The following is a 22,885-nucleotide window of genomic DNA, read 5'->3' as shown; positions in this document are numbered from 1 at the left end:
ACTTCCAAATCACTTAGGAAGAACGATAGAAACCAGCTTAGGAGCTCGTACGATAACCTTCAAAGGTTCACGACCTTCCAAAGCTCGCTGAGCCGACTCATGAGCAACAGCCAAGTCACGCAGTTCATCTTCAGAAATAGAAGGCTCTACTTCCAGACGACCACGGACCTTACCGTTAATCTGAATAACACAGACAACCTTATCTTCTTCCAGCAAAGACTCATCAGTAACTACTGGGAAAGGTTCGCGCAGCAAAGACTCAGAGTGTCCCAGCTTCGCCCACAGTTCCTCAGCAATGTGTGGAGCCAGTGGAGAAACCATCAGCACCAGCGGTTCAATCGCTTCACGAGGAACTACACTTAAACCGGTCAGGTGGTTGTTCAAAACAATCATCTTCGCAGCTGCAGTATTCAAACGCATATTGCGGTATTCTTCGGTAACCTCAGCGATGGTACGAGCCACCAGCTTCTTAGTTTCCAAATCAGCTTCCGCATCAGTAACAGTGAGTTCACCAGTGTTTTCGTTAACCGCGTTACGCCACAAGCGCTGCAGGAAACGATAGGAACCAACTACCGCGCGAGTATCCCAAGGGCGGGAAACTTCCAGTGGCCCCATAGACATTTCGTAGAGGCGGAAGGTGTCAGCGCCATAAGCCTCGCACATTTCGTCTGGGGTGACAGAGTTCTTCAAAGACTTACCCATCTTGCCGTATTCACGGGTGACGGAACGTCCCTGGTAGGTCCAGCCAGTCTTCTCATCACCTTCAACTTCAGCAGCTGGAACGTATTCGCCACGTTCATCAACAAATGCGTAAGCCTGCACGTAGCCCTGGTTGAAGAGCTTGTGGAATGGTTCGGAAGAAGACACGTGTCCCAAGTCGAACAGAATCTTATGCCAGAAACGAGCGTATAGCAGGTGCAAAACGGTATGTTCTACGCCGCCAACGTACAGGTCAGTGCCACCAGCTTCACCTGGTTTGCGTGGGCCCATCCAGTAGGCTTCGTTTGCTTCAGAAACCAGCTTGTCACCGTTATTTGGATCGGCGTAGCGGATTTCGTACCAGCAAGAACCTGCCCAGTTAGGCATAGTGTTGGTGTCGCGGTAGTAAGTCTGCAGGCCTTCACCCAAATCCAGTTCCACGCTGGTCCAGTGAGTAGCACGACCTAAAGCTGCTTCTGGGCTTGAGTTCGCGTCGTCTGGTTCAAAAGTACGTGGACGGAAGTCATCTACTTCTGGCAGGGTGATTGGCAGCATTTCTTCTGGCAGTGCGTGGACGCGTCCGTCTGCACCGTAAACTACTGGGAATGGTTCACCCCAGTAACGCTGACGAGAGAACAGCCAGTCACGCAGGCGGAAAGTGATGGTTGCGAAGCCGAGTTCGCGTTCTTCCAACCAGGCAGTGATTTTCGCGATTGCTTCTGCCTTGTTCAAACCGTTCAGGCTGATTTCAGCATTTTCAGAGTTTACGATTACGCCGTCACCGGTCCAAGCGCCTTCAGTGTGATCAGTTGCTGGCTGAATGGTGGTGCGGATGTCCAGGTTGAACTTCTGAGCGAATGCGTAGTCACGGTCATCATGTGCTGGAACTGCCATGATTGCGCCAGTTCCGTAGCCCATGAGTACATAGTCAGCAATGAATACTGGAATCTTGCGACCGTCTACTGGGTTGGTACCGAAAATACCGGTGAAGACACCAGTCTTTTCGCCTGCGTCCTGGGTGCGTTCCAGCTCAGAACGGGTGCGGGTCTTTTCACGGTAGGCAGCGACTGCTTCACGTGGGGTGGCAAAACCGCGGGTCCATTCTGGGCGGGTTTCTGCTGGCCATTGCTCTGGCACGGTCAGTTCCGCAGCAGGTGCGTTATTTTCTCCGACGAGGGCGTGTTCTGGAGCGACTACCATAAAGGAGGCGCCGAACAGCGTGTCTGGACGGGTAGTGAAAACGGTCAGGCGTTCTTCGCTGGTTCCCTGTCCAGCTTCTACCGCGAAGTGTACGGTTGCGCCCTGTGACTTACCGATCCAGTTACGTTGCTGGGTGATGATTTTTTCTGGCCAGTCGACCGTGTCCAGATCTTCAGATAGACGATCAGCATAAGCGGTAATCCGCATCATCCACTGACGCAGACGAGACTTAAATACTGGGTAGTTGCCACGTTCGGAACGACCATCGTTGGTGACTTCTTCATCTGCCAAAACCGTACCTAAGCCTGGGCACCAGTTAACTGGAGCTTCAGATACGTATGCCAAGCGGTAGGAGTCAATCAGTTCTGCGCGTTCCTTAACATCCATGTCTGCCCATGGTTTGTTAGGAGTGGCTTTTTCTCCGGTTTCAAACTTTGCAATCAGTTCATCTACTGGACGAGCGGAACCAATCTTGCCGTCTGGGCGAGTTGCTTCTGGATCATAGTAGGAGTTGAATGCCTGCAGGAAGATCCACTGCGTCCATTTCACGAAGTTATCGTCGGTGGTCTGGAATGAACGACGCAGGTCGTGGCTGAGACCAATACGGCGCAGCTGGCGGCGCATATTGTTTACGTTTTCGTCGGTGGTGATGCGTGGGTGCTGGCCAGTTTGGATTGCGTACTGTTCAGCTGGCAGACCGAAAGCGTCGAAACCGAGGGTGTAGAGAACGTTCTTTCCCTGCATACGCTGGAAGCGTGCGAGGGCGTCGGTGGCAATGTAACCGAGAGGGTGACCAACGTGCAGACCAGAACCGGATGGGTATGGGAACATATCCAGCAGGTAGTATGGTTCCTTCGCAGCCAGTGGGCCAGCCAGGTCGCCTTCTGGGTTGTCTGCGTGGAAGGCTCCGGTTGCTTCCCAGGCGTCTTGCCAGCGGGTTTCAATTTCACCTGCTAGCTTAGCGTCGTATCGGAACGGAGTTTCTGCGGTAGTTGATTCGCTCATTTCGTCCTCATTTCGTAGATTAATCCACCTATTAGAGTACCTCATTTTGCTGGATTTAAGCTATTTAACCGCTGGTTTATGGACGCCTGTCTAGGTCACCCTACCTAGAGTTTTTTACTTTTCCAAGGCAAAATAGAAACATGGCTACTTTATTTGAAAAGATCATTGCCGGCGAACTGCCAGGCAAGTTTGTTTACGCTGATGATGTATGTGTTGTTTTCGCTACTATCGCGCCTGTGCGTCCCGGCCACGTGCTGGTAGTTCCACGCGAAGCATACAACGCTTGGACTGATATGCCAGAAGAACTGGCTGCTCACATTATGAAGGTGGGCCACCGTATTGGTAAGGCTCAGCTTTCCGTTTATGAATGTGAACGAATTGGTCTGGAAATCGCAGGCTTTGAGGTTCCACACGCTCACCTGCATGTGATTCCATTGCGTGATGAGAATGACTTGGTACTGGCTGAAGCAACTCAGGTTTCTGAACGCGTTTTGGAATCTACTATTTCTGCTCTTCGTTCTGCTTTGGAAGAACAGGGCCATGAAGCTAACGTGCCTTTGACTATCGATTCTCCAGCTTTGGCTTGATTTTCTATTTTTTAGTTTCGCCGCCTTTTTTGAGGGCGGCGATACTTTTATAACTGTGCTGATCCAAGTCTGCAGTTGTCGCAGCTATAACTTAACTTTTGCAGGGTCTTTAACTTTGGGGTATGTGTTTTACTGAACAACTACCCTAAAGGAAACATGACTAGAACCTGCTTACAAGTTCGGGGTATGTTTTCCAACTAAACATACCCCGAAGCACGAAAGAAAATAGCAACAAAAAAGCCCCGCAACTGCGGGGCATTCTGTGCGCCGTGAGGGAATCGAACCCCCAACCCACTGGTTAAGAGCCAGTTGCTCTGCCAATTGAGCTAACGGCGCTCGGAATCTAATGCGAACACTAGTTCCGTTGTGCGCCGTGAGGGAATCGAACCCCCAACCCACTGGTTAAGAGCCAGTTGCTCTGCCAATTGAGCTAACGGCGCGCACATGAATACTTTACACGTTCGATTCCAAAAACTCCAAATCGCTAAAACGTGTCCTCTACCACAAGCCTTGTTTTACCGCGGAAAACCGCCCTAAAACTACCGTTACACCCCATAAGGAAGTATTCTTAAAGATAGTAAAACGAATCAGAAAGAAACCAATGGAAACCATGCAGAAACCAGAGCTGACATTCCAGTTGCCTCTAAAATCAACAATCTCACTAACTCTGGCAAGCCTTGCAGGTTTAGTAGCCTCACTAGGACTTCTAAAAACCGAAATAGAACACCTCAACAATCCAACTGGTTCCCTAAACTGTGACCTCTCGCTACTGGTCGGCTGCAGTTCTTCAATCTCATCCCCTGAAGCGCATCTGCTACTCGGACTTCCAAACACCGCCCTCGGAATCGGTTTTTTCAGCATCTTATTATTCGTTGCCGTAGCTTCCATATTGGGAACTAAACTACCACGCCCACTATGGAACCTACTGGCCGTCGCAACTGCTGGCTCCCTGGGAGTAATCGTTTTCTTCCTCTACGCTTCAATCTTCAAATTCCAAGCCCTATGCCCCTACTGCCTGGTAATCTGGTCTGCAACTTTCATCGCCACCGGAATCCTCCTTCCCTTTGCCACTGCAATCTGCGGACGCGAAACCATACGCAGGATTGGCCAGCCGCTACACGCAAACGCCTGGGCAGTAGTAGTTGGATTATTCCTCATCACTGCGATTACAGTCCTACTAGGAATGAGTGAAAAGATCGGAATGATGCTATGAGTCCTCGTATTTCTACCATGTCTGAAGACTACGTGCGCGCCATTTACTCAGCGGAAGAATGGGATGATAAAGGAGTTGGGGTTTCAGATTTAGCTCACCTAATGGGGGTTGTTCCGTCAACTGCATCTGAAAACGTACGTCGTTTAAAAGATGCCGGGCTTGTTGACCACAAGCCTTATCAGCAGGTGCGCCTCACTGAAGCAGGCCGAGAAGAAGCCATGAAAATGGTGCGCCGCCACCGGATTTTAGAAACTTTCCTCCATGACGTTTTGGAGTTTTCTTGGGATGAAGTACATGAGGAAGCTGAAGAGCTAGAGCATGCGGTAACGGATCGTTTTATTGACCGCATTGACAAGGTCTTAGGATTCCCGCAGACAGACCCCCATGGGGATCCGATTCCTCGTAAAGACGGTACGGTAGCGTCATCTTCGACAATTTCGGTGCTGACGGCTCCTTTGCAAGCAGATTTAGAAATCGTGCGGATTCGCGATGCTGAGCCAGAGGTTTTACGTCATTTTGAGTCGCGTGGGATTACCCCGGGCAGTACTGTGCGGGTGTTAGAAAAGTCTGATGTGACAGCGTTGATTTCCCTGCAAGTGGGTAGGCAACGCATCGACCTACCTTATACTTTGGGCGCATTTATTCGCGTGAAGTTGGGTTAGCATAAACAAGTTTCCTTTCCCGAGGGCGTTTAATCTAGCGCCCTCGGGAAATAAATGCGGGGTTCTCAATACGTAACCGTACTGAGAACCCCGCATCTTTATATTTCTAAAGCATCTGAAGTACTCGGGCGCGCGTTTCCAACAGGCTCTGAGAATCCGCAAAGCCACTGTTGTAATCCAAACGCTGATCCGGATCTACTGCTTCCAGCACTGCTTCCCTACCGTGTTTTTCTGCAGCTAGCTGACAGAGTGCTAAATCATCCATAGCTTGGCGCAACAGGTGGTGCCGTAGGCTTTCATAAACTTTCCCATCTGCCACTGGGTAAACCACGAAGGAGTCTCCGGAAAGGAAACCACCCCCAGCTGCAGTGTCCTTATAAGGGTCTAAAACGCCCAGTGAGAACTGGCGGTTGTAGAAGTTGAATGCCCAGTGCAAAATGCCTTTCGCATTGAATTTGAACAGTTGGAAACCAATCTCACGGTGGCGGGTGCCCCGCTGCGCGATGAAGCGGTTTGCGACAAGTCGGTCTTGGGCAACGCAGTTATAAACCCAGGTTGGTTCCACCCCAACTGCGCGGAAACCATCTACCTTATTGGTGGCTACCACGGGGATGTCTACGACTTCTTGGAACTCAGGCTCTGAGAGGGCATCAATTACTTGGGTGCCTGCAAGTAAGTCCACTACCTGAGCTTTGGCTGCTCGGTAGGCTTCTAAATGATCAGCATTTGGCTCATCAGAGACATGGAACCAAGCGTGTTCTAAACCAATTTCAGTCTCTAGGAATGTTCTGACCGCTGGAATTAACTGTTCCAAAAATGCGCGGTATGCTGCGGAGGTTGCTGGCTCGTCCCAACCAAACAGTGGAGTTAAGCTACCGTCTGCTTCAGTGATGAAGAAACGTGGGGTTGAAGTGGCTCCCCACTGGGTGAAGAAGTGAGGTACTTCAACATCAGTGAACCCGTATTTTTTAAGTAGTTGCATCCACTTATGCGCTTTTTCAAAACCGAAGTGAAAACCGCCAGTTGTGCGCGTAATTTCAAGCAACTGTGTAGTACGTCGGTAAGTGCCGATTGCCGTGTCTAACGGAGAAGTCCACAGTGGAGTGAGCAAGCAATTAACTCCCATGCGGGCTGCGGAAGCCATTTGATGTTCGATTGCCTGCCAGTGGGCTTCACTCCAAACTTCTACATCGTAGTAGTTTGCCAGGCTATCTACGTGGAACCATTGAGTGTTTACTAATTTAGCTTTAGGAAGTTCCACGTCGTGCAGATTAACTGTAATTGAGGCGACTTCCGCCTCATCTACTAGCAGGGTGAGAGTGGTTTCACCATTGGCAGTGATGTCAATCCACAGTGAGTTCCAGCCAGAATGCTGTGCTTTAAACTGAGTGGCTACCGTGTTTTCCCCAGATTCTAATGGAAACAGAATATCTGGTAGCAAAGTTGGGGTTAGTGCCAGGTAGGCGTCATCCGCATTTGCTGGCGCTGGGTTTTGTGCGGGGACTAGCCCTACTGCATAAACGGCGAGTTTTGCGTTTTCTGCTTTCACTTCCAGTTGGTGGAATTTGGACAGGTCTTCGCATTTGAATGCTAGCTGAACAGAGCCGACTTCATTTTTAACGAGTTCCAGTTTCCCATCCCAAACCAGTGGTTCATCTGCGGGGAGGACTTTATCGAGTGAGTTTACAAGTTTCGTAACTAACATGTTTAACCTTTCACGCCTGAAGAAGTAACACCTTCAACGAATTGGCGTTGCATGAATGCATAAACCAGGAATGGCACCATGAATGCGATGGTGGTTCCAGCCATTACCATCCCGTATTGGGTGCTGAATGAGCCTTTCAGCTGGGATACCGCGAGCGTCACTGTCTGCGTGGTATCGGATTGGAGGGAAACGAGTGGCCAGAGGAAGTCATTCCAGGTAGTGAGGAATGTGAATACGGTTAGGGCTACCAGGACTGAGCGAATCAGCGGGAGGATGATCCGCACGAAGATTTGGAAATCGGTGGCTCCGTCGATGCGGGCTGCTTCGACTAATGAGGGCGGAATGGAGTACATGAATTGGCGGATAAGGAACACGCCAAATGCGTTTACTACGGGGAGTGCTAGAGAGAGGTAGCTTCCAATAATGCCCATTTCTTTGAACATGACGAACATGGGGATGATGGTGACTTGTCCGGGTACCATCATGGAAACTATGTAAATCCAGAAGATGCCTTCGGAACCGGGGAATCGCTTGAAGGCGAATCCGTAGGCTGCGAGTGAGCAAACCACGATATTCATTACGCAGGCGAGGACAACGACGATGGTCGAGGTCAGTAGTGCCCCTCCGAAGTTTTGGACTTCAAAGAGGTTGTAGAAGTTTTGGAGGGTGAGTTTACTGAAGTCGATTGAGTAGGATAGTCGCGTCGTTTCTTGGACTGCGGTAATGAGCATGAGGACGAATGGAAGTACTGCGAGTACCAGCAGGAGTGAAGTGAAGATCCAGGAGATGCCTTTTAGTAGGTGGCGCATTTTAGTCTTCCTTCCGGTTTACTAGCTTCTGAATGAGGGAGAAGCAGATGATCAGTAGTAGCAGTACCATTGCCATTGCTGAGGCATAGCCCATTTCAAAGAGCTTGAAACCTGCGTCGTAGATTGCCATTACCAGAGTTGAGGTAGCTCCACCAGGACCGCCCTTGGTCATGGCGTAAATGAGGTCGAAAGCTTGGAATGACCAGATGGTTGCTAACAAGATGGATAGTTGGGTGACTTTCCGCAGACCAGGAATGGTGATGTAGAAGAACTGTTGGACGACATTTGCGCCGTCTACGGAAGCAGCTTCGTAGCGTTCTTTTGGAATATCGAGGACGCCGGCGTAGAAGAGAACCAGAAAGTACCCGATGTTCTTCCAAGCGGCTACAACAATTACCGATCCCATTGCCAGGGTTGGGTCTCCCAGGAAGTTAAGGCTAGAGAATCCTAGGCCTTCCAGGATGACGTTAAAGAAGCCGACGCCACCTGCCAGTATGTATTGCCAAACGGTGCCTACCAGAATCAGGGAGGCAACAACTGGGACGAATAGGACAGAGCGGACTAATCCGGATAGCCAACGAGTTTTGAGGCGGGCGAGTTTGTCAGCTAACACCATGGGGATGAAAATCTGCAGCGGTACGGTGAATACCGTGAAGATGATGGTGTGTTTGAGTGCGTCCCAGAAGGCTTGGTCACTGTAGATGCGCTGATAGTTTACGGTGCCAATCCACTCTGGGCTTGAGAGTACGTCGAACTGGGTGAAGGAGAGATAGGCTGAAGCCAGGATGGGAAGAATCGCAATCATGAGGAGGATTACGAAAGAAGGGAGAACGTAGGCGGTGCCACTCCATTTAGCGAGTACGCTTTGCCCCGCGTAGGTGTTGCTCTGGGTCTTCATATTCTGTGTCTTCTAGTAATGAGGGGCTGGTGCCGAGAGGAAAAGGCACCAGCCCCAGTATCTTCATTCTGCAGTGGTGTTACTTCAGCATTGCATTTGCTTCGGTAGCAGCGTCCTTCAGTGCTTGTTCAGGAGTCTTCTGTCCGTTGAGCATCTGCTGTAGCTGAGTGTAGAGAACCTGGTAGGTGCCAGTACCCTTTGGTACAACTGGCAGTGGGTTCATGATTTCAGCATTATCTGAATAGAGGGTGGCAAATTCTTCAGGGTAAGTGTTGTTTTCGTCCTTACCGATTGGTGGGAAGTTGGACTTCTGGTGGAACTTCTCCATCTGCTTACCTTCAGTCATGAAAGAAATCAGGTCGTAGCACAGCTTTGGATCTTTACACTGCTTTAGCATTACTAAAGAGTCAGAAGCGATGAAGGTTCCTTGCTTTCCATCAGGTCCCTTTAGAGATGGTACGAAGCCGTACTTGATGCCAGCTTCTGCCCAGCTCTTTGCGTTTTGATCGGTATCAACGATGAAAGCTACCTTGCCATCTAGGAACTGCCCACGAGTGATTTCTTCGGTCATGCCGGTTACGTTTGGATCCATAATGCCGGATTCACGTAGTTCATTAATGTAGGAGGCGGCTTTGATTACTTCTGGGGAGTCGAAACGAGTAGCGGAGCCATCTGCTTCGAATAGTTCGCCACCTGCCTGCCATACGAATGGGAAGAAGGCGCCGTTCATGGTGCCACGTGCGTCACCCCATGGGGCAACGAATGGGGTAATGCCAGCTTCCTTGAGCTTCTTGCCAGCTTCAGTAAATTCTTCCCAAGTGGTTGGTGCTTTTACGCCGGCTTTGTCCAAGAGGTCCTGGTTGTAAACTAGCAGTCGGGCACCGCCCACTACCAGTGGGATGGAGTACTGCTTGTCGTTGAACTTACCGTTTTCGAGGAAGTAGAAGTTTTCTTTCTGCGCGTCAGTGACATGTTCATCCAGGGCTACTAGCTGGTCTTTAGAGATGTAGTCACCAATCATTTCAGAGTACATGTAGCCTACATCTGGGCCATTTCCTGAGGATACGCCGGTTAGGTATTTAGTTTCGTATGCATCCCAAGGAACGATGGTTACGTTTACGTCCACGCCATGTTCTTCTTCGAATGGCTTGAGGACTTCTTCCCAGTGGGCTTTGTCTTGCTTATCTGCTACCAGTGGTGGCATCCAGAGGTTGAGTTCTTTTCCACCTGCTGCGTCTGAACCTGCACCGCCACCACATGCAGACATGAGAAGCCCTGCTACGGTGGCTGCGACGAGTGCTTTAAATTTCTGTGCCATTTGTAACTCCTTTAGTACCGGCACCGTTGCCGTGTTTTCAGAATACAGTTCTTAAAGATGTTTCGCAACCAGTTTTATTAACCTGCTACGAAACTTCTTTTTAGGCGAAAAACCACAGAAAAACTAAAAATCGGCTATGATAAAAATATGTCGCCAAAGCTCAACGAAAACACAACAGAAATAACCGGATCAAACCCCGCTAGCAACGACTACGGTATTCGCGAACAAAATACCCTCAAAGTCATCAACGCCCTGGCGGAAGACGAATCCTGGCTATCTTTGGCAGACTTACAAGAAAGCACCAAGCTTTCCCGCCCCACACTAAACCTAGTACTCAACGCCCTCGTGGAAAAAGAAATCGCACTTTCGAAAACCTCCACCTCCGGGCACGCACTGGGCGGACGCAAACCACAAGTCTTCAAAATAAACGCCTCCCACCACAACTCAGTGGTAATGCGCGCCAACCTCTCAGGATGTTCCGGCCAAGTCCTCTCTGCCGCCGGTAACACCATCTACACCGACTACATCCCACACACAGACTACGCTAGCGTACATGAAACCTTTAACATCCTCTTAGAAAAACTACTCCCCCACACCAACGGACCAGTCATCTCAAGCGTAATTGCCACCATGGGTATCGTCAGCAACGGCAAACTAATTCGCTGCGACGCTTTCCCCTCGCTAAACACCACTCCCTGGATAGAAACTCTAAAAAACACTTTCCACCAAGCCGGGCATCATCCGCACATGCAGCTTGTAAACGACGCTAAAATCGCCACCGAATGGATGGCACACCTTCTTAAACAAAATGACATCTACCCACAATCCCTGGTCGCTATTCACTGTAGCGACACCGTGGGCGCGGGCCTCATGTTCAACGGAAAACTCCTAGAAGGAGCTAACGGAGCAGCCGGAGAAATCCTCCTCGGCAAAGAAAATGACTGGCATGAAGCACATAAACTCATCCGGCGCCTCGCCGATAAATACCAGCGCCCCGCAAACGAAGTACTCTCTTGCCCAGAGTTAACCGCTAAAGAAAAAGACCAGATTGAAGCGATTAGTCGCTGTATCGGAAATGCTTTAGTTCCCCTCATCAACCTACTTGATCCAGACGTAATCGCAATCAGTGGGGCACTCTCAGACTGCAATCAAACACTAGAGCCGATAGTTTCAGAAATTATCTACTCACAAACAGCTACCCACACGCAACTGTACGTAACCGAAAGAGGCGCACTATCAGTACTGAACGGTTGCGCACTACACGCAAAAGAAATGTCGTTAGAGCAAATGCTCTAACGACATCCTTTAAAAGTTAATCAGTCGATACCCAGCAGCTTACGAATCCGGGCTACATGGCCTTTAGCTTTCACGTTATATAACGCGTGCAGAACCTGCTTATCTTTGCCAACAATCACAGTTGAGCGGATTACTCCCACCACGGTTTTACCGTAGTTTTGCTTCTCACCGTAAGCACCCCAGTTTTCCATGAGTGAACGAGTCTCATCGGAAGCTAAAGCAAAGTTAAGTTCTTGGTTGGTAAGGAACTTTTCCAATGCTGGTAATTTATCTGGGCTTACCCCCACGACGGTGTACCCGGCAGATTTAAGACTTTGCAAAGAATCGCGGAAGTCGCAGGCTTCAGTGGTGCAGCCTGGAGTAGACGCCTTTGGGTAGAAGTATACGACTACCCCATTTTCAGACGCCTCAAGCGCCTGGTAAAGATCAAATTCCCCAGTGGTGGCTGGGAGTTGAAAGTTTGGAACTGTATCGCCAATTTCAAAGCGTGGCATTTTTATCCTTAAACGAAGTTTTCAGATTTGCTCCGCTGGCTTGCCTTTATTTTGTCAATGTTTTGAGGTGAGCGAAGCCGGCAGTAGTGTTTTCTACCACCAGTCTATCTGTAGTATGGTTTGCCTGCATCTGTCAGTTAACTATGCTTGCCAACAGGTAGCTTCCTTTACTGGTTTTGTCCAGATCATTTTGAGGGTAGGAGTTTTGCATCACATTCTATTTAGGTTGGTCTCTTCCTCACCGTTTGAGCAGATTTGTAGCTGTTTTCTATGTTTTCACTCGCGCACGTCGCGTTCAAGTAGTCGTTTTACCTGTCCGTTGATAGCAAGTAGTTCTGCCACGCTACCGGCTTCCACGACGCGTCCTTCATCAATCAAAATGATTTGGTCGGCGTGGGCTACGGATTCCAAACGGTGGGTGATTTCAATGATGGTAATCCCCGCATATTTTTCAGCTAAGTGGGTGCGGATTTCTTTTTCTAACGCAGAGTTCAGGTTGGCTGAGAATTCGTCAAGGACCAGCACTTTTGGTTGCATTAACAGTGCGCGCGCTAATGCCAGGCGCTGTGATTGTCCGCCGGATAGCTGCGAGCCACCAGCACCTACCGAAGTGCTTAATTGCTGTGGCATTTCCATTACTTCTGCTTTGAGCCCTACGGTTTCTAGGGCTTCCCATAGCTGCGTGTCGGTAGCTTGTGGGGCGCCTAGGCGCAGGTTGGTGGCAATATCAGCGTCCAGGTGCTGATTCTTTTGGGTTACCAGAACGACGTTATGACGTAGGGAGTCGAGGGTGTAGTTTCGCACGTCTTTTCCATCGAGTTTGATAGCACCGGTTTCTGGGTCATCGAAACGCATGAGAAGCTGCGCGGCGGTAGATTTTCCAGATCCAGAGACGCCCAGAATCACCGTGCGTTTGCCAGCTGGCGCAGTGATATTTACATTTTCGAGGGCGTGCTTTACTGGGTTTCCGTTAGCGTCTAGGTAGTGGTAGTCTACGTCTTTCCAGGTTACGGTTGGCGCAGTGTTTGGCGCATAGGTTTCATCTCCGTCGGTGACTTTCAGAGGGCTGTTAGAGATTCCCCAGAGGCGACGCGCCGCTGCGATTGAGTGGTCAAGGTAACCCAGTGCGTCTTCAACGCCTCGTGGCCCTTCGAATAGGCGCAGCGCGCCAGTTGCCAGGGCTGCTACGAGGACTACAGTATGTCCATAGTGCAGGCCAACGAAAACAATCCCGGTTACAGAGATAAGCATGAGAGCAGCGTTTACGGCGCGGCGGAAAGCAACCATTACGCGTGGGAAGTTCGCACGTTGCGCTACTTTATCTTCAAAATCAGTCATTTCTGCCAGGCGGTTAGTTTCTTGGTTGTAGCCGACTACTTCAGCTACGCCAGCAACTGAGTCGGTAACGTGGTGTGCGAGTTTACGTCGCAGTACCAGCGTTTCTTGGGTGGCGGCAAAAGCCTGCTTTGTACCGAAGAACGGCAGTACGAAGATGGACAGTAATAGACAGATGAGCGGCACGATTGCCAGTTCCCAACCCCAGTAGAAGCCAATGAAGTTAAGGATGGCTAGGGGCGCGATTACTGCGGATACCAGCGGCGCGAAAGTATGCGCGTAGAAAACTTCAATACGGTCTACGTCGCGCGTGAGAGAGGCTAGTACGTCTCCAGAGTGAGAGTGGGAGACGATTGCTGGCGCTTTTGGCCAAAGCTTTGAGAACGCATAGGTACGCAGGAGTTCTAGTGCTTTGAAGGCTACGAAATGCCCGCTGAATTGTTCGAAGTAGAAGGCTACCGCTTTAACTGCCGATGCTATGATAAGCGCTGTGAAAACGGTGCTAACCTGAGCGCTTCCGGCGATTAGGGCTGCTACTCCCCCGCCCGCTACGGCGAAAAGGGTGAAGTCTGCGATGAGGTTAAACACGCGGAAGCAGGTGGAGATGAACAGTGGCTTGTGGACTGGCTTGGTGATGCCAGTTAGCCATTTGATGATTTCTTTCAGCGCTGGCTGCTGGGTCTGCTGGTTTTTCATGCTCAGTGCCCTGCCTTTTCGTTTTCTTCCTGAGTGTGTGGGGCGTAGCTATCGATTACCCCGTTTTCGAGGGTGAAAGTAGCGTCTGCTAGTTTCAGTAGTGCCAGGCGATGGGTTACTACAACTACCGTGTAAGCATCGTCGATTTTACTGATGGCTTCGATTAGTTTTGCTTCTGAATCAATATCTACTTGTGCAGTTGGTTCATCTAGAATCAGGAGTTTACGACCTGAGAGGAAGGCACGTGCTAAGGAGAGACGCTGTGCTTGTCCTCCGGAAATCAACGCCCCTTGTTCACCTACAGAGGCATCTAGTTCGCCGCCCATGTTCCGGATTTCTGCGGCGAGGTTAGCTTTTTCTAAGGCTTCCCAGATTTCTGCATCAGTTGCATCTGGTTTTGCCAGCAGCAGGTTGTCGCGGATGTTACCGGTGAAGAGCCAGGTTTTCTGCGCTACGAAAGCAATATTTTGTGCAAAGGTTTCACTGGTTGCAACGTTTTCACCACAGACGTAGAGGGTGCCGTCTTGTAGCGGGAGGCTACCTTTGAAGAGTTTCAGCAGGGTGGATTTACCTCCACCGGAACGCCCTACGATAGCGATTTTCTTGCCCTTTGGCACATCTAGGTTGATACCTTTGAGAACTGGGCCGCGTCCGTAGTCAAAGTGCAGGTCACGCGCTTGGATGACAAGTTCCGCGTCTGGTGTGATTGTAGTTGCTTCGTGTTGCTGCGTGGTTGCAGTGGTTTTGGTTTCTTCTAGGTACTTGCGGATGCTCTTTTCGCTGGCCATGCCACCCATGCCGATGTAGAAGAATCCGGCGATTTGGTTGAGTGGTTCCAGAAGCAGGAAGGAGAGGAAAATGATTGAGAATACTGCGGTTAGGTCGATTGCCTCGGCTTGGTAACGGTAGTAGCTCATGGCGCAGGCTACGACGATTAGGCAGAGGCTGAAAAGTCCGTCGAGGACGATGATTACTACCTGGTTGCCAGCCAATAGTTTCATGATGGCTTTACGGTTGGTTTCGCCTTGTTCTTTGAGTTCTTCTTCAATCCGTTCAGCTGCTCCGTGGAGGCGAATTAGCACTAGGTTTCGAATGGCGTCAAGGTAGCGGGCAGCTAGTTTTCCGCGTTGTTTCCGAGAGTTCGCAGAGGTTTTTGCGAAGAGTTTCATGAATCCACGTACGCCGAATGGAATTACTGGAACCATGAGGATGAGGACCAGCCCGGTGAGCCAGTCAATGGCAATGACAACGTATAGCAGGGTGAGGAAGGGGATTGCGATAGCGGCCAGAGTGGAGCCAAAGTAGACCTGACGGAACTCTACGACGCGCTCAGTATTGTCGGTGAGCATGGCGATGAGTTGCCCGTCGTTGGTGTGTTCACTTTCGCCTTCGGCTTTTAGTGATAGGGCTTTTTGTTGGGCGAAGAGGCGTCCTAAGAGATTGTGGCGGATGCGTTTTTCTTCTTTGCGGGCGGCGTGTCCGCCGTACCAGAGTTCAAAGAAAGAGGCAGTGAATGCCAGGGTGATGCCCACAGCAATCAGAATGGTTTGGGTGACACTTGGTTTGGTGATGGGTTGTGCGCCCAGGATTTGCGCCAAGGTTAAGAGGGTGAGGGCTACACCAATCCCGTAGCCGATGCGACCGAGCATTACCAGGCGTGTGTCACGCTTGCCGACCGGTGAGATTACTGCGAGTTTCTTAGGTTTCTTCATCTTTGGGTCCTACTTTTCGCCCGCGCATTTTTTCGAGGGCGTTACGCATATTGTAAATAGGTAAGCCTAGCCTTACCTAATTCCATCTCAAGCATAGCATTATGACAGCTTGTCGTTAAATACGTAGGTCCCAGATTTAACTCCAGCCACATATTGAAGTTATTTATTGAAACCATTCCCTCACTAGAGTAAACTCGATACCAACGGTATTGAATACTCTTGGTATTGGATTTGAAATGGTTAAACTATCACGCCCACCCCGTAAAGAAGTTAAAGCCGGCATCTTAGAAACCGCCGCACACGAATTCCTCTCTTTCGGCTACCACGATGCCCGCATCGCCCGCATCGCCGCTAAAGCTGGCTACACCAAAGGAGCCCTCTACTCTAACTTCGGCTCCAAACCACAACTCTTCACTGAGGTACTAATGGAACACCTCAAAGTCACCGAGGTAACTTTCGTTCCAGAAATGATTCGTATTCTGCAGACAAAACAACCCGCAGAAGCAACTGCCCAACAACTCAGTAACCTATTGCAAGAACGCTCCGTAGAACTACTCCCCTGGCAGGTTCTCATCGCCCAGTTCCGCCTACTAGCTGTAAACGATTCAGAAGCTAGAGACGCCTACCAGGCTTTCATGGAGTTCTACCTCAACCTCGCCCTCGAAATCTGCGATACAAACGAACTACTCACCCACGTAACTCCAACCCGACGGCGCATCATCGTTTTCTCAGCACTACAAATCATCAACTCAGCCACCTTAGAAGCTGCCACACTAACTTCACTTACCGCTGAATACTTCAGCAACTCACTAGCAGCAATCTTCATGCGCTCACTGAAAGACCTTAAAAATGAAAACGCTAATTAACGCAAAAGCTCTGACCCTAGCCGGAAAAACCAGACCAGTCTTTGGCCCACTCAGCCTCAGCATCCCCACTGGAAAACTCTGCCTCATCAGCGGTGAGCAAAGCAGTGGAAAATCGAGTTTACTCTTAGCACTCACTGGCCGGTTCAACGGCTTAGAAGGCGAACTCACCATTAACGGCATTGACGCAACAGAACACCCCCTACAAGTTTTAGAACATACTTCCGTAGCACAGCTTGGAAACTACCTCACTGCCGAAGACCGCCTCACTATCAATGAAGCTATCTACGACCGTGCTTTCATTGACAACATGTCCCCACGCAAAGCAAAACAACGCTTCAGTGAGCTGGAAGAACTAATCGGGCTGAAACTAAACCGCAATACACAGCTAAACGAATACGACCTGCTCACCCAACGCTGGGTTTCCGTTGCCTTAGCGATACTCCGTCCCGCGAAAGTTACAATCCTCGACGACGCAGACCAAGGCTTAACACCAACTCAAGCAGCTGAGCTGTACCGCATCCTCCAAAACATCGCGGAACACGAAGAAATGGCGATCATAGTCTCTGGCTTCCACGCCGGCGCTGTCCCACAAGGCACGTTGCTCCTCAATCTGGAAGGCAACAAACAACACCCTCGGGAATATGAAAAAGCCACCAACCCGGAACTATCCCAACAAGAATCCGCACCACAAATTAATGACCCCCTGGCAGAACCAGCCGATTCAACCGAAGCAGCAGAAGAAAAAGAAGAAAACTGAAATGAAAGAAAAATCCGTACTCTGGCGCGAACTGAAAAGATTCCAAGGGAAACCGCGCATCGCTCTAATCTTTATGTTGCTATTGCCACTGCTGTACTCGGCAGTCTACCTTCACGCTAACTGGGATCTATACTCCAAAATCGAAAACCTCGATGTAGCCGTCGTAAACCAAGACGTGCCAGTAAAAATGGGAGACACCCTGGTTAGTGGCGGCAAACAAGTTGAAGATAATCTAAAGAAAACCCCCGGCTTCAAATGGAACTTCGTCGGCAACGACTTAGAAGCCGCCCAACAGGGCATGCGCGATGGTGAATACTACCTGATCATTCACATTCCGCAAGACTTTTCAAAAGACCTCACCAGTGCTGGCACGCTCGAAGCCAAACGCGCGAAACTCAACCTCTACCGCGACGATGCCAACGGATTCGTAGCCGGCATGATGACTGCCCAAACAGAATCAATCCTGGGGAAAGCCTTAGACGAAGCAGTTGCGGAAACCTACTTCCGCACACTCTTCATTTCCCTAGATGAGATTAAAACTGGCATGACCCAAGCTGCCGAAGGCGCCGCTAAACTCGACGAAGCACAAAAACTGACTACCTCTGGCATCTCCCAAATCAACACTGCCCTAACCAATGTCGATTTAACCGCGTTGCAGCAAAAACTCACTACCCTACAAACTAATATTCACGCCGTGAACCAAGTAGGCCCCGAATTTCAGTCAGCACACAACGAAATTCACCTCGGCGTAAGTGAACTGGCAGGTGTAGCTGAATCTCAAGCAACTGACATTGCCAGCTTGAAACTCAACATTGACCCGCTGAAGAAATGGCTCAGCGAAGACCTAAAAAACTCTCATGGAAAAGCCTTAGAACTCGCTACTCTCAATACAGAGCTGACCTCTACGAAAGATACAGCTCTTACCCGCCAGCTTGATCAATCACTAAGCGGGGCAACTGCTGCTACATCTGAACTGGGTAAGCTCACCCTAGCTGACGGTACTGCACTGCAAGACCATCCGGAGTACAAAAACCTGGTAGCTGATATTGAATCTGCGCAAAAGAATCAAAAGGAAATCGATAAGAACATCCGTCGCCAAGCGCAGATTTCTACCACTTTAGCGCTGGAACTAAACCCCCAGTTGCTAAAAGCCATGGCAGACTCCTTGGAAAATACTGCCAACTCTTTAGAAGCCGCACAAGGCAAAATCCAGTCAGCTAATCAGCACTTTAAGACTGGCGCGCAGATGTCTACTGATGCGGTAAGTAACCTGCACACTGCATTGGCTCCACTTCAGCAAGCTGGTTCTGATTCACTACAAGATATTCCTAAGGCTATTAACGGTTTCCTGCAGTTACAAAATGGCATTGCGAAGCTAGATACTGCCATGCCACAAATCTCTGCGGGCACACACGAACTATCTACGAAGTTAGCTGATGGCGCTGCAAAGATTCCGGGGCTAAGCGAAGATAATCGTAATGCTTTAGCGAAAACTATGGCTTCTCCAGTTGATGTAGAGATGCAGGTTTACCACTCTGCTGAGTACTACGGCCGAGGTTTAGCACCTTTCTTCCTGACTATCGCTCTGTGGGTTACCGCAATTTCCATGTTCTTGGTACTGCGTACTCTTCCAGGGCGCGCACTCACTGGTCGTGCTCCCGCGTGGAAACTAGCTTGGACTGGCCTATCCACCCCAATGTTCATGGGCATTGGCGGATCTTTAATCATGGGCTTAGCGCTGTGGCCAACCTTAGGAATGAATCCAGTACATCCAGTGGAATATATCGTGCTACTTATCGTGACTGCGGCAGCCTTCGTATCTCTAGCATTCTTGTTCCGCCTCTACTTAGGTTCTACTCAGAGTGCGATTTTCATTATCTTCCTATTGCTACAGCTACCAGCTTCAGGCGGCACTTTCCCACTAGCCTTACTGGAACCCTTCTATCAGGTGTTAGGCGTGATTTCACCAATGCGCTACACGGTTGATGCTTTCCGCGTGGCGATTTCTGGTGGTAACCTGACTATTTTCTGGCAGTCAGTAGCTATTTTGTTCCTAATCTTCTTAGGTACTCTGCCACTGATTATGCATAAGATTCATAAGAAGAAGTTGTTTACGATGAACGACCTGCATCCGAAGTTTGTTACTTCTGCAGCAACTTCTGACTATGCTTTCTCAGTTCATCCTCGCTGATGAACGCTGGTAATTGAATAGGGCTGGTAACTGAATGAGAATGCACGTTTTCGGGGCGGTTTTGAAAACCACCCGGCAACGCGCATTTTTAAAAGTAAAAGAGGTCTTCAAACTTTTGGTCTAAAGCTACGCACAGTACCAGTGCGAGTTTAGCTGTGGGACAATATTGTCCGGTTTCGATGGAAGAAATCGTATTCCGAGAAACCCCGACCAGTTTAGCGAGTTCTTGTTGGGAAAGCCCTTTTTCTTTACGCACCTGGGGTAGGTTATTTTTTAGTTGCAGGCTGTCTTCCATCTAAAACTGCCCAAGATATTGTTGGAAGGTACGCACTAACGGAAGTACACAAATTACCGCCAAGAATAGGTCAATGAAACTCCTCTTTCGATATGCTCGCGTGAGGATTGCAGCAAATGCGGTTGAGAAGATTATTAGCGAATACCCGTAATTTAATGGTTGCTCTAAGTAGTACTCTTCGAAGAAAAATAATGCAGTGGTCACTACTAAACCGACGAATCCGCCGACTTTAAGAGCTAAGCTACTGACTTCCATTTTTGCGTAATCGCGTTGTTTATTTTCTTTTCGGCTGGCTGCCAAAATGGCTTCTTTGTCCATTTTCACCACACCTTTCTTGCAAAGTAAACTTGGCAATTCTTAAGATACTCCTGCCAAGTTCACTTTGCAAGAGTTTAGGAATAAATCCGGCGACACTTATCCCCAAACACCTCCACTTTCCCCGCCACCAACAAAGCACTCACCGCCGCAGAAACCTCCGAAACACTCAACCCCGCCACTTTCGCCACCGAAACAAAAGTCGCCTCCCCATACTTAGGCAAAGCCAACCACACCCGCTCATGCACCGGATTATTAAAATCATCTGACACAAAAACAAGTTCAGACTGCACGCCCTCGGAAGCCAATGCGCCCCCTGTTAAACCCGCTCCCAACCCTAAAAACAACTCCCCCACCTGCTGGGCATTAGTAACTAAAGTTACCCCGCACTCACGAATCAACTGATGACACCCAAAAGACATTTGCGAAGTAACCGGACCCGGCACCGCCCCCACCGGACGCCCCAGCTCTAACGCCCGATGCGCCGTCGCCAACGCCCCCGAACGCACACCCGCCTCAACCACCACAGTCGCAGCCGAAAAAGCAGCAATCAAACGATTACGCGACAGAAAACGCCAACGTGCCGGACGCCAACTCGGCGGAACCTCAGACACCACCAATCCCACATCCAACAACCGATTAAACAAATCCAACTGAGATGCTGGGTAAAGTTGCCCCACCCCACCCGCCATAAATGCAATCGTTGCCAAAGCCTCAGAACTAACCTGACTTGCCACCGTAAGTGCCCCACGGTGCGCTGCCGTGTCAATCCCAAATGCCCCACCTGAAACCACCCCAAAGCCGGCGTTCACCAAATCAAAACTCAGCTCAGCTGCCAGCTGATCACCCAAGTTCGTTGAAGCCCTAGCTCCTACAAGCGAAACCCACTCGCGCGGTTGCGCAAGCTCAAAATTCCCCCGCATCCATAAAGCTAAAGGCGCATATTCACCTAAATCATTAAGCTGCCCCGGCCAATCCGGGTGCTGCGGATACATTAACCTGCCACCCAAACGTTGCAAATACTCAAACTGCTGTTCAATATTTGCTTCAGCAACACGTGGTAACCAACGCTGGATTGCCTGCCGCCACGGCAACTTCCGCCCCTCAGTATCTGCAACCAATTCGCTTGGAAGCTCTTTAGGATCCGCGGATTCTAAAACCCACTCCAGCCCCTTAGCCTGCCCCAAAACGCCGGTAAGGAGCCCTGCCGCGTTATCACCCGGCTCCACTAAGTTAGACCACATGGCAGCTACCTGCAGCGGATTTCCATAATCGACCTTAAACATTCTTCACTCCTGTTCGATACTGCAATGCTTTCCCAAAATCTTGGGCTCCTACGCTCTCACTACCCCGCAAATCTGCGATTGTACGCGCCACTCTTAAAGCCCGGTCCACACCCCGCAAACTCATAGTTGCTTTACTTAAAGCTGTGCGCACCAAATCAGAAACCTCAGGTTCCAACCCCATTTCCGCACTACGTAAAACTTGGCTGGGAAGCTGCGCATTCGTATAAATACCCAGGTTTTTCCAGCGCTCGCACGCCAGTTCACGCGCTAACTTCACTTTCTGCAAAGCAGTTTCAGAAGTGTATGCCGTGGGTTCATCAAGCTCTCGAACTGTCGGAGCAACCACTGGAATCTGAATATCCAACCGATCTAAAAGCGGCCCAGAAAGCCGATTCAAGTACCGACGTCTTTGTAAAGAACTGCAATTACACTGATGTTTCCGAGAAATCGCATACCCACATGGACAGGGGTTAGTTGCCAAAATCAGCTGAAACCGCGCTGGGAAAGTTAGCTGCGCTTTCGCTCGATGAATGTGAATCTCCCCCTGCTCCAGGGGCTGTCGCAAAGCATCCAAAACTTTCGGAGCAAACTCAGTAGCCTCATCCAAAAACAGCACTCCCCCATGAGCTAACGAAACTGCCCCTGGCTGCGGTAATCCTGTTCCGCCACCCACCATTGCTACCATTGACGCACTGTGATGGGGTGCTTCTAACGGTGGGTATGCAACTAAACCAGTTGCGTTGCGAATCCGCCCCGCTACCGATTGAATGGCAGTTACTTCTAATGCAGTTTCTGCTTCCAAGGGCGGCAAAATTCCCGGTAAACGTTGCGCAAGCATAGTCTTGCCAGAACCTGGTTCCCCCACTAAAAGTAGGTGATGCCCACCTGCTGCAGCGGTAACCATAGCCTCAACCGCGAAGTTTTGACCTTTCACATCACTAAGATCTTTAGGATGATTTAAAACCGGTTCAGATTCTGGTGATTCCACTTCCACACGGCGCTTGAGCATAATACTTTGCTGTAGTGGCTTACCCCCAAAGGCCACTACCAGCTGCCCTAAATGCTCTACGGGAACCACATTTATCCCCGGCACTAGCTGAGCTTCTTTAGCTTGTTGGGCAGGCACAACAATATTGATAAATCCTTGGCGTCGGGCTTCTAATACTGCCGGCAGTACTCCTCTAACGGGTTGTACAGAGCCATCTAAGCCAAGTTCACCTACGAAAACCGTACTTTCTAACCGCGGGGTCTTTATCAGGTTTTTTAGTGCCAGAATCCCCATAGCGATTGCCAGGTCAAAGCCCGATCCCATTTTCGGAATCGCTGCCGGAGATAAGTTTACTGTTACGCGATGTTCCACCCATTTGATTCCGCAGGTTTGCAGGGCAGCACGAACACGCTCTTTCGACTCTTTCACTCCAGCATCTGGTAAGCCTACGAGGTTGAATGCCACTAGCCCAGGCGCAACGTGAGTTTCCACGTCTATGATTCGACCTTCCATTCCCACGATGGCTACGGCGTGGGTGCGTACGATACTGGTATGCAT

The 22,885-nt window shown here is 49.9% G+C and carries 19 protein-coding genes and 2 tRNA genes; 7 read left to right on the top strand and 14 right to left on the bottom strand.

What is annotated here, in order from left to right:
• Window positions 1-9 precede the first annotated feature (9 nt).
• Entirely contained in the window at window positions 10-2,904 is a 2,895-nt protein-coding gene (locus tag HMPREF0044_RS01680) for a leucine--tRNA ligase (RefSeq protein ID WP_040312685.1), read from the bottom strand.
• Between the two features lie 140 nt (window positions 2,905-3,044).
• Between HMPREF0044_RS01680 and HMPREF0044_RS01675 the strand changes: the two genes are divergently transcribed.
• Window positions 3,045-3,491, top strand: a complete 447-nt coding sequence (locus tag HMPREF0044_RS01675) for an HIT family protein (RefSeq protein WP_006546365.1) — start codon at window positions 3,045-3,047, stop codon at window positions 3,489-3,491.
• Window positions 3,492-3,754: 263 nt separating this feature from the next.
• On the opposite strand, the gene HMPREF0044_RS01670 is transcribed toward HMPREF0044_RS01675, so the two are convergent.
• Window positions 3,755-3,827, bottom strand: a tRNA-Lys gene (locus HMPREF0044_RS01670).
• Between the two features lie 31 nt (window positions 3,828-3,858).
• A tRNA-Lys gene (locus tag HMPREF0044_RS01665) sits at window positions 3,859-3,931 on the bottom strand.
• 161 nt (window positions 3,932-4,092) lie between these two features.
• Here HMPREF0044_RS01665 and HMPREF0044_RS01660 point away from each other — a divergent pair.
• Together HMPREF0044_RS01660 and HMPREF0044_RS01655 are read left to right on the top strand one after the other, a co-directional pair.
• Window positions 4,093-4,704: a vitamin K epoxide reductase family protein gene (locus HMPREF0044_RS01660; RefSeq protein ID WP_006546364.1), complete on the top strand. Its 612-nt coding sequence runs from the start codon at window positions 4,093-4,095 to the stop codon at window positions 4,702-4,704.
• Window positions 4,701-5,366 (top strand): metal-dependent transcriptional regulator, encoded by a 666-nt coding sequence (locus HMPREF0044_RS01655; protein ID WP_006546363.1) that lies wholly within the window; start codon window positions 4,701-4,703, stop codon window positions 5,364-5,366. The genes HMPREF0044_RS01660 and HMPREF0044_RS01655 overlap by 4 nt, the downstream gene beginning before the upstream one ends.
• Window positions 5,367-5,472: 106 nt before the next feature.
• Here HMPREF0044_RS01655 and HMPREF0044_RS01650 read toward each other — a convergent pair whose 3' ends face one another.
• From HMPREF0044_RS01650 to HMPREF0044_RS01635, 4 genes are all read right to left on the bottom strand, one after another.
• A complete protein-coding gene (locus HMPREF0044_RS01650) occupies window positions 5,473-7,071 on the bottom strand; it encodes a DUF4091 domain-containing protein (RefSeq protein ID WP_006546362.1) in 1,599 nt (532 codons plus the stop codon).
• 2 nt (window positions 7,072-7,073) lie between these two features.
• Complete coding sequence (locus HMPREF0044_RS01645) at window positions 7,074-7,880, bottom strand: carbohydrate ABC transporter permease (RefSeq protein WP_006546361.1); 807 nt, start codon at window positions 7,878-7,880, stop codon at window positions 7,074-7,076.
• Window position 7,881: 1 nt separating this feature from the next.
• Entirely contained in the window at window positions 7,882-8,778 is an 897-nt protein-coding gene (locus HMPREF0044_RS01640) for a carbohydrate ABC transporter permease (RefSeq protein WP_006546360.1), read from the bottom strand.
• A 79-nt stretch (window positions 8,779-8,857) separates the two neighbouring features.
• Window positions 8,858-10,096 (bottom strand): ABC transporter substrate-binding protein, encoded by a 1,239-nt coding sequence (locus tag HMPREF0044_RS01635; protein WP_006546359.1) that lies wholly within the window; start codon window positions 10,094-10,096, stop codon window positions 8,858-8,860.
• 147 nt (window positions 10,097-10,243) lie between these two features.
• On the opposite strand from HMPREF0044_RS01635, the gene HMPREF0044_RS01630 reads away from it, so the two are divergent.
• A complete protein-coding gene (locus tag HMPREF0044_RS01630; RefSeq protein WP_006546358.1) occupies window positions 10,244-11,392 on the top strand; it encodes an ROK family transcriptional regulator in 1,149 nt (382 codons plus the stop codon).
• A 20-nt stretch (window positions 11,393-11,412) separates the two neighbouring features.
• Here HMPREF0044_RS01630 and HMPREF0044_RS01625 read toward each other — a convergent pair whose 3' ends face one another.
• The 3 genes from HMPREF0044_RS01625 to HMPREF0044_RS01615 form a co-directional block, all read right to left on the bottom strand.
• Window positions 11,413-11,886, bottom strand: coding sequence for a peroxiredoxin (locus HMPREF0044_RS01625; protein WP_006546357.1), 474 nt, complete (start codon window positions 11,884-11,886; stop codon window positions 11,413-11,415).
• Window positions 11,887-12,162: 276 nt separating this feature from the next.
• Window positions 12,163-13,917, bottom strand: a complete 1,755-nt coding sequence (locus HMPREF0044_RS01620) for an amino acid ABC transporter ATP-binding/permease protein (RefSeq protein WP_006546356.1) — start codon at window positions 13,915-13,917, stop codon at window positions 12,163-12,165.
• 2 nt (window positions 13,918-13,919) lie between these two features.
• Window positions 13,920-15,629 carry an ABC transporter ATP-binding protein/permease gene (locus HMPREF0044_RS01615; RefSeq protein WP_006546355.1) on the bottom strand — a complete coding sequence of 570 codons (1,710 nt, stop codon included), beginning with the start codon at window positions 15,627-15,629 and terminating at the stop codon, window positions 13,920-13,922.
• Window positions 15,630-15,865: 236 nt separating this feature from the next.
• Here HMPREF0044_RS01615 and HMPREF0044_RS07790 point away from each other — a divergent pair, with 236 nt between their 5' ends.
• The 3 genes from HMPREF0044_RS07790 to HMPREF0044_RS01600 are packed head-to-tail and all read left to right on the top strand — an operon-like array spanning window position 15,866 to window position 19,443.
• Window positions 15,866-16,495, top strand: a complete 630-nt coding sequence (locus tag HMPREF0044_RS07790) for a TetR/AcrR family transcriptional regulator (protein ID WP_006546354.1) — start codon at window positions 15,866-15,868, stop codon at window positions 16,493-16,495.
• Window positions 16,479-17,252: an ATP-binding cassette domain-containing protein gene (locus tag HMPREF0044_RS01605; protein WP_006546353.1), complete on the top strand. Its 774-nt coding sequence runs from the start codon at window positions 16,479-16,481 to the stop codon at window positions 17,250-17,252. The genes HMPREF0044_RS07790 and HMPREF0044_RS01605 overlap by 17 nt, the downstream gene beginning before the upstream one ends.
• A complete protein-coding gene (locus tag HMPREF0044_RS01600) occupies window positions 17,137-19,443 on the top strand; it encodes a YhgE/Pip family protein (protein ID WP_084799311.1) in 2,307 nt (768 codons plus the stop codon). The genes HMPREF0044_RS01605 and HMPREF0044_RS01600 overlap by 116 nt, the downstream gene beginning before the upstream one ends.
• Before the next feature lie 88 nt (window positions 19,444-19,531).
• On the opposite strand, the gene HMPREF0044_RS01595 is transcribed toward HMPREF0044_RS01600, so the two are convergent.
• From HMPREF0044_RS01595 to HMPREF0044_RS01580, 4 genes are all read right to left on the bottom strand, one after another.
• Window positions 19,532-19,699 carry a helix-turn-helix transcriptional regulator gene (locus tag HMPREF0044_RS01595; protein WP_211205070.1) on the bottom strand — a complete coding sequence of 56 codons (168 nt, stop codon included), beginning with the start codon at window positions 19,697-19,699 and terminating at the stop codon, window positions 19,532-19,534.
• Window positions 19,700-19,738: 39 nt separating this feature from the next.
• Window positions 19,739-20,056 (bottom strand): DUF6442 family protein, encoded by a 318-nt coding sequence (locus tag HMPREF0044_RS01590; RefSeq protein WP_006546350.1) that lies wholly within the window; start codon window positions 20,054-20,056, stop codon window positions 19,739-19,741.
• A gap of 74 nt (window positions 20,057-20,130) precedes the next feature.
• Window positions 20,131-21,339 (bottom strand): DNA-processing protein DprA, encoded by a 1,209-nt coding sequence (locus tag HMPREF0044_RS01585; protein WP_006546349.1) that lies wholly within the window; start codon window positions 21,337-21,339, stop codon window positions 20,131-20,133.
• Window positions 21,332-22,885, bottom strand: a complete 1,554-nt coding sequence (locus tag HMPREF0044_RS01580; protein ID WP_006546348.1) for a YifB family Mg chelatase-like AAA ATPase — start codon at window positions 22,883-22,885, stop codon at window positions 21,332-21,334. Before HMPREF0044_RS01580 ends, HMPREF0044_RS01585 begins: the two co-directional genes overlap by 8 nt.

Source organism: Gleimia coleocanis DSM 15436 (genome assembly GCF_000159015.1).
Classification (GTDB): Bacteria; Actinomycetota; Actinomycetes; order Actinomycetales; family Actinomycetaceae; genus Gleimia; species Gleimia coleocanis.
This window is presented reverse-complemented; position numbering and strand designations above follow the sequence as displayed.